This window comes from Wolbachia endosymbiont of Glossina morsitans morsitans, assembly GCF_000689175.1.
Taxonomy (GTDB): domain Bacteria; phylum Pseudomonadota; class Alphaproteobacteria; order Rickettsiales; family Anaplasmataceae; genus Wolbachia; species Wolbachia pipientis.
On the sequence record NZ_AWUH01000012.1, the window covers coordinates 1 to 14,058 of the forward strand.

Consider the following 14,058-nt stretch of genomic DNA (forward strand, 5'->3'; position numbering starts at 1 on the left):
AAGCCAGAAAAGCAAAAGGATTTGGCTGGAAAAGGTGGAGTAGCAAATGGATATACGAGACTCTTGGTCTATATTCGGACTATAGAATAAGATATTACGTCCCGAAAGCCTTACCAGCACAATATGCTATAAACTTTGGTAAAGAATCTACTAGGAAAGCGTAGTGCGGGAAAACCGCATGCTGCGTTTGATGAGGCGGGAGCTGGAAAAGTAAACACGGGAATTTTGGATTGAGGCCCAGGATGAAAATAATGGATCAGCCACCAAACCCTAAAGAGGCGCGCCAGTTCCCGACCCTACTTAACTATAAATATATTTTGGTAAATCCAAATTATTTTAGCTATAAGAGCGTTTTACTTTTTGCTCAGCATATCCATCATAACTGGCTTACTTTTAGTGATTCATGGAGTTAAAAAAGTCAGCATTGCTCTTTGTTAAAAGTAGTTTGTCATGTAAAAATTCCATTGCTTCAACGGGTCCCATAGGATTGAGTATCCTACGCACCACCCATATTTTATTTAGTATAGCCTTATCAACTAATAGCTCTTCCTTCCTTGTTCCGGATTTTGTAATATGAATAACTGGAAATATACGTGTATCAGAAAGTTTTCTGTCAAGTATGATCTCAGCATTTCCTGTACCTTTAAACTCTTCAAAAATAACTTCATCCATTTTTGAACCAGTCTCTATAAGAGCTGTGGCGATTATAGTTAAAGAACCCCCATTCTCAATATTACGAGCTGCTCCAAAAAAGCGTTTTGGTCTCTGCAGTGCGTTTGAATCTACACCACCAGTTAGAACTTTCCCAGACGAAGGAATAACCGCATTATAAGCACGTGCAAGTCTAGTAATATTGTCAAGTAGAATTACCACATCTTTTTTATGCTCAACCATTCTTTTAGCTTTTTCTATTACTATTTCAGCAAGCTGTACGTGACGGTAAGCAGGCTCGTCGAACGTAGAACTTACTACCTCACCTTTTACAGAACGTATCATATCTGTTACTTCTTCAGGTCTTTCATCTATAAGTAACACTATTAATTCTACTTCAGGGTGATTTATAGCTATAGAGTTAGCCATTTGCTGAAGCAATACAGTTTTTCCTGTGCGAGGTGGAGCAACTACTAACGCTCTTTGCCCTTTTCCAAGAGGAGCTACTATATCTATAGCACGCATGCTTAAGCCTTTTTTATCATCACCATTATTACACTCAAGTACTATGCTTTCCTCAGGATAAAGAGGAAGCAAATTATCAAAATGGACGTACTTTCTTAATTCACTTACTTCAGTAGAGTTTATACTTTGAACCTTAGTTAAAGTAAAATATCTCTCTTTATCACCAGGTGGCCTTATTTCTCCATATGCCATATCTCCTGTACGTGAAATAAACTTCTTTATTTGCCCGTTAGAAATATAAACATCATGGGTACTTGGGGCATAATTTGCACTTGTTGAACGTAAGAAACCAAAACCATCAGGCAATATTTCCACTATTCCACTCCCTGTGGTTATGCCTCCTTCTTCACTCATTTTTTTCATTAAGCTGAATATTATTTCCTGCTTTAGCATTCTACCATTGCTTTTACCGTTAGTTGAAATTTTTCTTTCTTCAGCTAACTCTAACAATTCTTCTGCTGTTTTCTCTTTTAATTCGCTCAGATCTAATGTTTTTCTGTTTTTCTCAGTACCTTCATTGACCATCTGTTTTACTCTATCGTTATTGTAAATTTGCTCACTTTTTTCAGGTTGAGCTGTAACCTTTCCTTTTGCCAAAACATCTTCATTGATTGTTGTCATAATCCTCCAAAAATTTTAATTGATGCTTACTAACCTAAAATGTGACTATAAGATAATAAATTAGGCTGAGTTAGTTTCAGTGCGTATTAAGCTTAATTATCATTAAACCCCGTACTTTACTTACGTTATACTAATAAACACTAGCAAGTCAAGTTAATTTAATGTTAACAAAACACAAAAATTTGAGGATTTTCAATAGCTATTCTTTATATTTTTTTAACCTTTCTTGCTTCTCCTCTTCTACTTTTGCTTTTTCCACTTCTGCTTCTAAATTTTCTTGACTACATAAGCCGAGTAGTACAGGATCTTGGGGTTTTATATTTTGCATGTTATGATGAGATCCATCTCTTACCTGCTCAACTGTGCAATTTGTTGTACTAATTAATTTAGCTATAACGTTATCGTCCAAGATAGGAAATTTTTTTACTAAATAATAAATCGCATCAGGTTTATCTCTACGTCTTGCCGTAGAGGCAAAGCCAAGAATGCTACCAATCGCTTTACTTCTTTTTTTATATTTTTTGTAATCAAATTTGGTACACGATTTTGAATTTTTTTTGCAATCATCGATTTCTTTTTCAGTAATTATTCCAGAAATAATAGGGTTATATTTTTCTACTTCTATTTCCTCATCAGCTATGTCTTGTACTTCTTCAAGGGCCAATCTGCAACATTGTGCTATTTGATTAAAAGTTAAACCAGTGTTGTCTACTAACCAAGCAGCTATTTGCACTAGAAACTGTTTATTTCTATCGTTATTGCCCTTAGAAGATTCCATTGACATCAAAAAAGCATCTCCCATTTAAAGTATCCCTTACTGTTATACAGAGCTAAAATATAAACTATTAAAACTAAAAAGCATTAATTTTGTCATTCAATAACTTTTTGTTTGTCACTTCCCACCTCTTAAGTTAATTAAATGCGCTTACCTTTAAGCATATTTCAAACAAAATATTTCCCCTTCCTAAGGTATAGTATAACTCAGTTAAACATATGTTCCTATTCAGGATTAGAGAGTTAAATTTTAAGTTAATATATTGTAATATTATATATATTAGCTAATAAAGCAACAGGTTTACAAGCATTAAATTATCACTATTCTATAATTAATCATTAATTAACTGGGTTTAAAAATGAATGTTAAAAATTTTTTCACTAAAGTAACCGTTGTCCTTTTAGCTTGCTTGTTAATCTTCATGGGAATTGGCAACCTTTTATCAGGTGATGATGAAAAAGAAGGGGTAGCTAGGGTTGGAAAAGAAGTTATAACGTCAGATGAGTATAAATCACTATATCAAAATTATGAAAAGCAAATTTCTGGATCTGATGCGAGTAGAGAACAAGTAAAAAAGCTGAAATATGATTTGCTTAACGCACTTATAGAGCAAAAACTATTGTTTAACCTAACTAGTGAGCTGGGGTTGACAGTTGGAGAAGAATCTATAAAAAACCATATTAAAAACACCAAATACTTTCAAAATGATAAAGGTGAATTTGACAAAAATAAATTCTATGAAACGCTAAATGACCTGCATATGGCAGAGAAAGAGTATATAGCAAAGCTAGAGAAAGTCCTGCCTGCAATGATGTTCATGACTTCATTATTTAAAGATAATTATCCAGTAACTTTTGGCGAGAAAATTGATGAGCAGATATACAAAAGTCGCTACCAAACTAGAGTAGTTGATATTGTTAAAATAACTGAAGATGCAGTTACAAACATTCCTGAACCAGATGATCAAGCCTTACTTGATTTGTACGAAAGAAATAAATCCCACTTTTATTATCCTGAGTATCGAACTGCGCAATATATTTCCCTAGGCCAAAAGTATTTTGAAGATCAAATCAAGATCTCAGATGAAGAAGTTGATGGTATAATAGAACAACAAGAACTTAAAAATCAAAGAGATATATTCAATGCAATATTTTCTACCAAAGAAGAAGCTGAGACAGCAAGAAGAGCATTTGAGGAGGGTAAAACAAGCTTTGAACAGATAGTAGAAGAGTTTGGCAAAGCAAAACTTGAGGAAACTAGAGTAAATAATATAACTAAGGATTTTTTACCAGAAGACGTGAGAGAGAAGGTATTTGCTCTTAAAGTAGGTGAAGTAAGTGAAGTTTTAGCAAGCAGTTTTGGTTGGCACATAGTAAAAGTGGAAAGTGCGCATCAAATCTCTGATGAAGACTTAGTTGATTTAAAAAAAGACATAAAGTCAGTTCTAACTAACCAAAAGTCTTTTGAAAGAGTCAATGATTTCATAAACCAAGTGAACTATAAGATGGTTCAGAAACACAATGGTTCAGAAATTGAAGAAATATTGAGTGAATATAATTTACCTATACAAACTATTGGTCCAGTAGATGCGAGTGGAAAAGATCAAAGCGGTAATAACGTAGGAGATTCTGGTGATTTGATTTCTTTCATTTTTTCGCGAGAAAAGGATCAGAAAGGTTATTTTAAGGGCGTTGGGGACGCTGTTGTTAGTGTAAAAATCGTCGATATCGTTCCACCCAAATTGCAAAGTTTTAAAGAAGGCAAGGCATTAGCGGTAGAGCTTTGGCGTAGTGAGTTTATAAAAGAAAGAATGTTTAAATTCGGGCAAGAGGTTGCAGTTCAACTAAGAGAAAAAACAGATTTGGAAGAAATTCAAGGTGTGGAATTAGTTAAAGGTCAGCAGATGCACCGCAATAAAGTGGGCCAACTAAACTACCCCTTTTCTTTTGTAGAAGAGATTTTCAATATGAAAACAACTGGTTCAGTGACAGATCCTATTCAATACAATAATGAAATTATAATAGGTGTTCTAAAAGAAATGCATTCATCAAATTGCAAATTAAACATGCTTGACACCGGAAAACGTGTGATGATATCGCTAAAAGAGCAATTAATTAGCTATCTGGAATCAAAGTATAAAGTCGAAGTTAATCACGCTATACTTGATGATATATAATCAAAAATCTTATAAGTTGCTTCAAACGCATCCAGTGCCCAGACACACAACTGTACGAACATTGCGATTTGAGAGCAATCTTCACTAGAAAGGATGTCATCCCAGTGCCCAGACACTGGGATCCAGGAATTTTATTAAGTTGGTAAGCATAAAAGTAGCCGTTTTATGTTAAAATACAACGTTTTAATGATTAAAAAAAGGCTGGATTCCAGTGTCAAGCACTGGAATGACACCATTTGCTGTGCAATTTACCTTCACAAATGAATGTTCGTATAGCTGTGCACCCGGCACTGCCCTACATTATTGGTAATTATAGCTCTTTTTACAATAATCCGAACAGACCGTAATATGCTACTGGCCTGCTATAGCCATAAACACATATCTTATCGCATTCGGACTATTATAAGAAAGGCTATATATTATAAGGTGCAAAAGTTCATTTGACTTAAACGGCTCATTGTATAAAATTGTGGCTAATATATGAATAAAGGTTAACATGGCAGTTAAAGTAAGGTTGGCGAGGTTTGGCGCAAAGAAACGCCCTTTTTATAGGATAGTTGTAGCTGATTCACGAGCACCAAGAGATGGGCGTTTTATTGAGAAAATAGGACAATATGAGCCAATGTTACCAAAAGACAATAAAAATCGTGTTGTGGTGAAAGCTGATAGATTAAAACATTGGCTAAGTGTAGGCGCGCAGGCAACTGAAAGAGTACTGTGGTTTATCAAAAAAGGCATAGTAACTTTAGAAACAGAACCAAAGAAAACAGAAAAGAAGAAAGTAGAGAACGAGAAAGCACAAGGACAAGTGGCATAAGTCTCTTAAAATGCTAAATACTGATTTAACAAACAGCGATAAATTAGACGATATTGTATCTTCTGATTTGTCAGCTATGAATGACTTTGTCTTCAAAAATGTCAATGATGAAGATGCTAAGCTTGCTACTGATATTATATCTCATCTTGTTAGGTCAGGTGGAAAAAAAATAAGGCCTAAACTAGTTTTTATTATATGTAAAATGCTAAACTATTCTGGGGAGAATAGGATCAACGTTGCTGCGTCGGTAGAGTTTATACACAATGCTACTTTACTTCATGATGATGTGCTCGATGACGCCATGGAGTTAAAAACAGCGAATAAGATTTGGGGAAATAAATCAAGCATTTTAGTTGGTGATCTATTGTTGACTCTAGCATTTAGATGGCTTATAGAGTGTGGAAATTTAAATATTCTCTCTATTTTATCTAAAGCATCGCATTTACTTGTGAAGGGTGAAATAAAGCAGATGACAGCACGCTTTGCCCCCCACACAGTCAGGGAAAATTATTTTGATATCATTGGAGAAAAGACAGCATCTTTATTTTCTGCATGCTGTGAAGCTGCATCAACAGTATCTGGTGCAACAAATGACGAAACAGAGAGGCTAAAGAATTTTGGTTTTAATTTTGGTATGGCATTTCAAATAGTTGATGATATGCTCGATTATACTGCTAATCAAGGCACTTCTGGAAAACTAGTCGGAAAAGACTTTTTCGAAGGTAAAGTCACCTTACCTGCTATTATAGCATACGAAAAGGGCAGACCAGCAGAGCAAACATTCTGGGAAAAATGCTTTTCTTCAGCTAGACACAATTTTGACCAAGCATTACACTATATTAATCACCATAATGCCATTCAGCTTTCTATCGAAAAGGCTAGACACTACATTAATATGGCACAAAATGATATTAGTACTTTTTCTGATTCTTTTTATAAAACTACTTTAATTAACTTTTTAAATGCGAGCATAGAAAGACGAATGTAGCTGGCGCTTGATATTTTCAGATTAATTGTTATATATTTATTAGATTCTTAAGGGTAATGATATGTCAGATAGCAGTAAGGAGAAAAAGAAGAAGTTTCCTGATATGGTAAGTAGGCAGAAAGGTGGCGACCAACAAAGTGATAACCATAAGCAAACTGATGATTTAAATGAAGATCTCAATACATTAAAAGAACGTGCAGTTCAGCTTGAAGATCATTTACGCCGTGCTGTTGCAGATAATGAAAACGTCAAACGTATAATGCAAAAGCAAATTAGCGATGCAAGTGACTACGCAGTCACAAAACTTGCACGTGATATGATCGACTCGTGCGACAATTTAAAAAGAGTAATGGAAATTTTGAAAGACGGTGATCCTGTTCATGAGGGGATTAAAGTAGCTTATCAAAAAATTATAAATGATCTAAAAAAACATGGAATAGAGGAAGTAGATCCACTTGGTGAGCTTTTTGATAGTAATTTACACCAAGCTGTTGTGGAAAGAGAAGACAATGAAAAAAAGCCTGGCACCATTGTAGAAGTACTACAAACTGGTTATACTATCAAAAATAGGTTGCTCCGTCCTGCAATGGTTATTCTTTCTAAGAAATCTGCTGATTGTGGAAGCGATTAGCATGAGGTGAATGTATAATGACAAGTATTGTCTTTTCAGGTATCCAGCCAAGTGGCGTACTACATTTAGGTAATTATCTTGGTGCAATCAAACAGTGGATAGACTTACAGGATAAATACAAATCTCTTTTTTGTATTGTCGACCTACACGCAATCACAGCAAATAAGCTTCCCGCAAGTGAATTAAAAAGTAATATTTTCAAAACAGCAGCAGCTTATATTGCATGCGGAATAGATCCAGAAAAGTCCATTATTTTTAGTCAGTCCACAGTTAGTGGTCATGCAGAACTGGGCTGGCTGCTTGGATGCTATACACCAATTGGTTGGCTTAATCGTATGACTCAATTTAAAGATAAAGCTGGCAGCGATAAACAAAAAGTCTCTCTTGGATTATATAGTTATCCAGTACTTATGACTGCAGATATATTGTTGTATCAAACTAAATACGTTCCTGTTGGTGATGATCAAAAACAGCATTTGGAGCTTGCACGTGATATTGCATCAGCTTTTAACAATCATTATAAGCTGGATTATTTCATCGTACCTGAAATCTTAACTTGCACATCAAGGATAATGAGCTTAAGGGATGGCACAAGCAAGATGAGTAAATCTGATCCTTCAGAACATTCGTGCATTAACCTTGATGATACGGATGACTTAATTGTCAAAAAAATAGAAAAAGCAAAAACAGATTCAATTCTAGGCTTTGCTACTTTAAAGTGCCGACCAGAAATAAGCAATTTGATAAACATTTATTCAGTGCTTAGTAATGTAAATGCGGAAAAAGTATGTGAAGAAGTGAACAAACATGACATGAAGCACTTCAAAAAAGAGTTAGCTGATTTAATTATCAGTGTTATATCACCCATACGTGAGAAAATGAATGATCTTTTAAAAGACCAATTCCATTTACATGAAATATTAAAAAAAGGCACAAAGAAAGCAGCAGAAATTGCAACCCATAATATAAAAGAAATCAAGGATATTATTGGATTTGCTCAATATCTGTAAGGTTCCAAAGTGTGATGGTGCGAACCGTCATACCGCCGCGGTATCTCAGCCGCTAACACGTAGCGGGATGACGGTTTTTCAAATTGTCGGTAAATCTAAGTCAGTTTAGCTATAGGCAGCAATTTTCTGTATTTATTTTAAGTTGAAGAAAGCTCAAATGAAAAATCGTGTTTTGCTAAAAATCACAGAATGCAGTCTGGTTACAAAATTCTCTAATGGTCTTAAATAAAACTTCCAGTGAATGATTGTCAGAAATATTGTGCTCTGCTGATTTTATTAAGTGTACTTCAACATCGGTTGACTTAATTTTTTCAGCTAAATTCAATGAAGTTTGATAAGGAACATCTTTATCATTAATGCTATGCAGCAAGCGCACAGGACAGTTTATATTTATTGTCTTTTTGTTTAAAAGAAGGTTCTTTCTGCCATCTTCGATCAAATTTTTAGTTATTTTGTATGTACAATGCTCTGAAGTAAAATCTATTACACCTTTAGAATCTAGTTCTTCTTTTTGCTTGCCTGACAATTGCTTGAATATCAAATCTTCAGTAAAATCGGGAGCAGACGATATACCAATTAGTGCTGCAATTTTTTCTGGAAATTGAAGGGCAGTGAGCAACATCAGCCATCCTCCCATACTTGAACCTATAATTATTTGTTTATCGCTAGTTAATTCACTCATTACTTTAGCACAATTTTTTTGCCAATCACTTATCGTGTAATCAATAAAATTACCACTTGAATGACCGTGACCAAAATAATCAAATAGCACAAGTGCTACGTCATTTTCTTGGCAAAATTTGTAAATAGCAGTTGCTTTAGTTCCATCCATATTGGATGCAAATCCACCGAAAAAAACTACAGAAGCTTTCTTTCCTTGTAGCTTTCGATATGCTATGTGACCATTATTTCCATCAAACAATTTGCAATAATCCATACTACTTTGGCAAAGCAACCGGGCTATCACTCAATTGATGCAAATAACTAACTAGATCTGCAATTTCTTGTGGATTGGAAATACCTGCAAATGCCATACGTGTACCTTTTATATAGGCTTTTGGGTTCTTTAAAAAGGCAAATAGCTCCTCATACCCCCATTTTCCACCTCTTTCAAGCACTGCTTTTGTGTAATTGAATGAGTTACCAAGATTAGCCTTTTTATTTCCAACTACGTTCCATAAGTTCGGTCCTACTTTATTCATTCCACCTTTCTCAAAACTATGGCAGGCTATACATTTTTTTGCTGCTGATTTACCTTTCTCAAAGCTAGCATTCTGCATGAGCGCTCCAATATCAAGCGCCACTTGCTCGATTTTTTGCTGGAACTCATTGCTGCCAGCAGCTACTATCGTTTGGTGTTCAATCTTATATTCTTCTGGACTGTAAAGCATATCAACTACATTACTAACTATCATAATGATTAGCCCAGAAAGTAAAATCGATGCTGCAATCTTATTAAGCTCCATAGTTAATTTTTATTAAGTAATGTTACTTAAATTATGCAAATATTTTCGCAAATAGCAACCAATTACCTTGAAGCTCGCTAAAGATGAGAGTCTCTATAGCTGACCCAAGAAAGGTTTTCCTACGTCCATACCGCCGCGAACCGTCATACCGCGATTCATTCGCGGTATCTCAGCCGCTAACAAGAGATCCCGCTAACAAGTAGCGGGATGACGAGGTTCACTGCCATTAAGTTAAGGAAAGAATGGTTAAAAACTGAACTAAAAAGTCAGAAATAATTAAGGATTTATGACAAATACTACAACAGAATAGAGTAAACTTTAAAGCAGATAAACTCTGAAGTGTAAATTACTTAAGAAATAGTTTGTTTAGAAGTCATTTTACAGGAGCTATGGCAATAAGCTGCCCAGTTATTGTCGAAGAGAAAGTACCTTATGACGATCAATTTCCCTTCCTTTCTTACCGGCAAAGTGTTCATCAAAAATAGCTTTGATAATTGATCCATAATGCAGTCAGTATCTGATTCCGTAGCAAAAATGTCGAAAGCCAAGTTTTTGATCGCGTTAAATGAGACAGATTTGTTAATGCTCCTCTTAAGCTTATCATCGGTTAAGTCCATATTCAACGCTTCTTCTACATCTTCTGTCATAACACTTTCTAGGTTGCTAATAAAGATAGCTGACCAAAAATCCTGTTTAACAGACTCAACACTTTTTCCTGTAAAATTTTCTAGACTTAGTCTTCCTTTGAGTTTTGCAAAAAATGTCTCAACTCTCCAGCGTAAAAAATATAACTCCTTAAATCCTCAGTTTGAAACTTTTGTTCATCCATTAATGATGTAGCTAATACTTCAATTTCACCAGATGGCAGTACCATTTTGAAGCGTTATTCCACTATTTTCTTGATTTATCTTACGCTGAACACATATGGTAACCTCAACACTAGATGGGCTTTTTTCTTCAAACATAGCATTCACTTCATTAAAAGATGATCTGGGACATCGAATGACATAAGCAATTTTTCTTTTTGTAAGGCTAGAAAGAAATTTATAAGATAAATATACAAATCAGTAAGTCATTAGTATTTACAACTTTAAGCATTTCATCTGCTAAGTTAATTTCATGAGTGTTACCTCTATCTAACACTGACCTTATGGCAACATTATTTAGCACATCTTAACAAACCGCAAAGGTTGCACTTGCATAATCACCTAAATCTTTTGGTTTTTGGTTACGTATTTTTCTTGAGCCAAATTCATTTTTTATTTCAACGCTTGTTGGTAAAATGATTTTGGAGACATCAAGAGCTAACACTCTAAAGCCAAAACAAGTTTTAAATTTTTGGTCTTGGTAGTAGAAGGAAACCACACCTTCGTTAATTTCTGAAAATGCACTGTGTTTCATTTTTTTTCTTGCTTGACTAAATGCACTAGCAGTAACGGTATAGTCTTTTTTCCTATATAAAATAAATTCGTTTAGTATTACTTGCAGCGACTTTACACTTTTTCTTAAATATGCCAATAAAGGATGACTTCCCCTTTCTCATAAAACTCATAAAATCTTTTGAAGATGATTTATGGGATTCTGTAAATTGTAGATTCGCCAATTCATTTTGAATAAATTTAATTACTGCCTTTTTTACTCATACTACCTTTAAACTTATTGGTATGCATCATTATCCCACAAAATCTATCTTTTATCTTTAACTTAATGGCAGTGAATCCAACGCTTTGCCGATGTGCCACCGTCCGGGGATATAATCAAGCTTGTTACAGCATAACGACAGGTAGAGCAACTACAAAGTATGACACTGCTCTGCCAGTATAACCCTTCTTAGCGTGTATGTAGAAATTAGTGTATGCAAGAAAAAATAAAAAGATTATTTGCAAGTTGTTTTCACATTTAGTCCAGCAAGCTTTGTATGAGTCTAAGGATAGGTAATATCTGGTGCAGATAAATTATACGGGATTGGTGAAGGACGATTTGTAGGAGAAATTTTGACTTTAGAAGTAAGTGTGTTTGATGTATTAACGCCAATGGTGGTAGACACTTTTTCTACAGGTAGGTGTAGATACATAACCGCCGCTCAGGGATAATTCAGGAATATTGTGGAAAATTCAAGCGTTAGGGGTGTAGATGCGTATTAACATCGAAGTGACCGGTAGCATCATACAAAGCATAGAAAGCGAAAGTGGAAAAAGCGACGGCGAGGGCATTAAACAAAACAGCACTATGGGTAAGATCCGAAACTGTCAAACAAGTTAGCGAAGAAAAACAAATACCAAAAAAAGCAATGAGAAAAAATGTAAGTGTGGATAAAGCAAATAGAAAGCGTTTGTGGTCTATAATAAAGCTTAGTTCGCAGTGGATAGGAGTTGCAAAACTTGTAGTACTTGGAAGTATAAAACAGACAAAAATAAGGGCAAAGGCAGGAGCATTTATAGCAACAATGAAAAATGTTCACATAGGAATCTTCAGACGAAGGTATACCACGTCTTTGCCAATAGATGAAATTAAAATAAATACCCATGCTCGGGAAACAGTGAAAGAGTTAGCTGAAAATGAAGCAGAAAGAGTATTTTAGAAATATTTCGACCATGAATTTAATTTTATTTTAAGAGGATCATAACGTATGTTTTGGAGAGATCTACATCAGAAGACTTGCACATCGCTAAAAGAAGAGATACAAGCAATACAAACGTGCGACGTGTATAGAGCAGAGCATCGGAAAATAATAGCCCCAGCAGTGCTTGTAGAGCTTGCAAGTTTAGAACCAGGGAAAGATCCGGGAACAGAGGAGTTTGCTGAGAGCAAGATTTGAAGCAAGAATTGCAGTTGATGGAACAGTCGAGGGTTCTTCGATGGTTGTAAGGTCACTGGCAGCAGAAGTGGCAAGAGTAGTGAATAAAAATACTTGGAACGTGGAAAATGTTTTGCCGGGAGAATTTTTATCAACGGAAGTAGACAATTTTAAACCAGAGTTAGATGCATATTTAGTGTGGTTGGTAGAATGGGTTCACGAGCTACATACAGGGCAATCAATGTGGTTAGAAACTGGTATCATACCACATACAAAAAGTGTTGACGAAAATGTTAGAGCATAATTTTGCAATTTCAGAGCTAAATAGCAAATTAGCGAACATTATTCGTATAGGTCTAGTTAAAGAAATAGACCATGAAAAGGTAAGAGTGCGGGTAAAAGTAGGGGAATTTATAACCGATTGGCTTCCGTTGGTAACGGCAAGAGCAGGAGAAGATCGAAGTTGATTTCCGCCGAATATTGATGAGCAAATAATAGTATTATCGCCATTTGGGGAATTATCTTTGGGGGTAGTATTACCAGCAATATATCAGGAGAAATAGCGGCCTCCAGAGAATAAAAAGGAAATAAATAGTGTAAAATTTCAAGATGGAACAAAGTTATCATATGACCAAGAAAAGCACCATCTTAAGATAGATGCAGTAGATAAAATAACGTTGAAAGTAGGAGAATCAAGCATAGAGATGACAAAAAAAGGAATAAAACTCAAAGCAAAAAAAATAGATCTAAACTAGCATATGGGTAAAGCAATCGTTTGTGTAGGGAATTATTGCAGTCGAATGCCGGCACATGTTTGTATGAGTGGTAGTAACGACATTTTTGTAAACGATAGCTCTGTTTGTTAAAAAGGAGATATCTTAACTCTAGGGGAGAAACTAACTCAAGGATCAAACAGCGTATTTGTGAATGGTATTGGTATTGCACGAGTTGGTGATTTAGCCTCATGTGGTTTTAATGTAGTAAGTGGAAGTAAATGTTTTTTCGGGGTAAAAGTGTATACATTAAAATCAAAAGTTTTTATGCTATAATGGTTCTTTGTTGAAAATAGCGTTGATGGATATCACTACTAGCTTATTGGGGGTATTAGTAATAGATAGAGCAAAGAATCATCTCGCTACTCATTTCAATTCTACTCTGGTATTGTTAAATTGGGAAATTGGCTTCAGAATTGATCAAGATATCTTAAAGCACAAACGTGCAGACTATGGCAACTTGCAACAGAACTTCAAATGAAATATCATCATTTAACATAATAAGAGACTGCGCAAGCTTCATGCTGTTGAATTGCCCTCGTCCCCTCGCTCCTGTTAAGAACTTCTATGGGCTTAAGCACAGCCTCTATATAAGCATATATAAATATTGGCGACGACAACTTCTTCTCCATATTTTTGAACTTGCTTACTGTTCCCGCTAATGGAAACACACTTTTCACTTTGGTGCAACCTTCCTTATGGCGGGTTCCAGTCGTGGTGTAAAACGTTTGACACAAATCACAAAACTTTCCTGATGTATGGCTTCGCGTGTATTGTGTTTTTACCAACCTCTGCATGTTGGTAATAAGACAATAATGATATTGCTTA

The 14,058-nt window shown here is 35.2% G+C and carries 11 protein-coding genes and 5 pseudogenes; 10 read left to right on the forward strand and 6 right to left on the reverse strand.

The genetic code is table 11. The features are described 5' to 3' along the window. Positions 1–393: 393 nt before the first annotated feature. Both rho and WGMM_RS00320 read right to left on the reverse strand, forming a co-directional pair. Positions 394–1,797, reverse strand: coding sequence for a transcription termination factor Rho (gene rho / locus WGMM_RS00315; protein ID WP_038248221.1), 1,404 nt, complete (start codon positions 1,795–1,797; stop codon positions 394–396). Between the two features lie 199 nt (positions 1,798–1,996). Then, complete coding sequence (locus WGMM_RS00320; protein ID WP_038248224.1) at positions 1,997–2,599, reverse strand: cell cycle transcriptional regulator TrcR; 603 nt, start codon at positions 2,597–2,599, stop codon at positions 1,997–1,999. A 331-nt stretch (positions 2,600–2,930) separates the two neighbouring features. Between WGMM_RS00320 and WGMM_RS00325 the strand changes: the two genes are divergently transcribed. From WGMM_RS00325 to trpS, 5 genes are all read left to right on the forward strand, one after another. Then, on the forward strand, positions 2,931–4,748 hold the full coding sequence (locus tag WGMM_RS00325; protein WP_038248227.1) for a peptidylprolyl isomerase: 1,818 nt from the start codon (positions 2,931–2,933) through the stop codon (positions 4,746–4,748). A gap of 496 nt (positions 4,749–5,244) precedes the next feature. Further along, a complete protein-coding gene (gene rpsP / locus WGMM_RS00330) occupies positions 5,245–5,565 on the forward strand; it encodes a 30S ribosomal protein S16 (protein WP_038248230.1) in 321 nt (106 codons plus the stop codon). Between the two features lie 10 nt (positions 5,566–5,575). Next, the gene (locus WGMM_RS00335; RefSeq protein WP_038248232.1) at positions 5,576–6,553 is read left to right on the forward strand and encodes a polyprenyl synthetase family protein; all 978 of its coding nucleotides are present in this window, start codon (positions 5,576–5,578) and stop codon (positions 6,551–6,553) included. A gap of 61 nt (positions 6,554–6,614) precedes the next feature. Continuing rightward, positions 6,615–7,184: a nucleotide exchange factor GrpE gene (locus tag WGMM_RS00340; RefSeq protein WP_038248235.1), complete on the forward strand. Its 570-nt coding sequence runs from the start codon at positions 6,615–6,617 to the stop codon at positions 7,182–7,184. Between the two features lie 17 nt (positions 7,185–7,201). Beyond that, positions 7,202–8,194 carry a tryptophan--tRNA ligase gene (trpS, locus tag WGMM_RS00345; RefSeq protein WP_038248237.1) on the forward strand — a complete coding sequence of 331 codons (993 nt, stop codon included), beginning with the start codon at positions 7,202–7,204 and terminating at the stop codon, positions 8,192–8,194. A gap of 175 nt (positions 8,195–8,369) precedes the next feature. On the opposite strand, the gene WGMM_RS00350 is transcribed toward trpS, so the two are convergent. The 3 genes and pseudogenes from WGMM_RS00350 to WGMM_RS06285 form a co-directional block, all read right to left on the reverse strand. Continuing rightward, on the reverse strand, positions 8,370–9,131 hold the full coding sequence (locus WGMM_RS00350; protein ID WP_038248240.1) for an alpha/beta hydrolase: 762 nt from the start codon (positions 9,129–9,131) through the stop codon (positions 8,370–8,372). A 1-nt stretch (position 9,132) separates the two neighbouring features. Then, on the reverse strand, positions 9,133–9,660 hold the full coding sequence (locus WGMM_RS00355; protein ID WP_038248280.1) for a c-type cytochrome: 528 nt from the start codon (positions 9,658–9,660) through the stop codon (positions 9,133–9,135). 408 nt (positions 9,661–10,068) lie between these two features. Next, positions 10,069–11,284 (reverse strand): annotated as a pseudogene (locus WGMM_RS06285) (IS4 family transposase). A gap of 231 nt (positions 11,285–11,515) precedes the next feature. Here WGMM_RS06285 and WGMM_RS05425 point away from each other — a divergent pair. From WGMM_RS05425 to WGMM_RS05430, 5 genes and pseudogenes are all read left to right on the forward strand, one after another. Continuing rightward, positions 11,516–11,793 (forward strand): annotated as a pseudogene (locus WGMM_RS05425) (head-tail joining protein). A 55-nt stretch (positions 11,794–11,848) separates the two neighbouring features. Next, a complete protein-coding gene (locus WGMM_RS00370; RefSeq protein ID WP_240991788.1) occupies positions 11,849–12,241 on the forward strand; it encodes a phage tail protein in 393 nt (130 codons plus the stop codon). Positions 12,242–12,289: 48 nt separating this feature from the next. Then, positions 12,290–12,761, forward strand: a pseudogene (locus WGMM_RS00375) (hypothetical protein). Further along, positions 12,748–13,212: pseudogene (locus WGMM_RS00380) on the forward strand (phage baseplate assembly protein V). The pseudogenes WGMM_RS00375 and WGMM_RS00380 overlap by 14 nt, the downstream one beginning before the upstream one ends. A gap of 3 nt (positions 13,213–13,215) precedes the next feature. Continuing rightward, positions 13,216–13,506 (forward strand): annotated as a pseudogene (locus tag WGMM_RS05430) (PAAR domain-containing protein). A gap of 212 nt (positions 13,507–13,718) precedes the next feature. Here WGMM_RS05430 and WGMM_RS06290 read toward each other — a convergent pair. After that, positions 13,719–14,058 (reverse strand): hypothetical protein (locus tag WGMM_RS06290; RefSeq protein WP_240991789.1); only part of this gene is annotated, 340 nt, incomplete at its 5' end.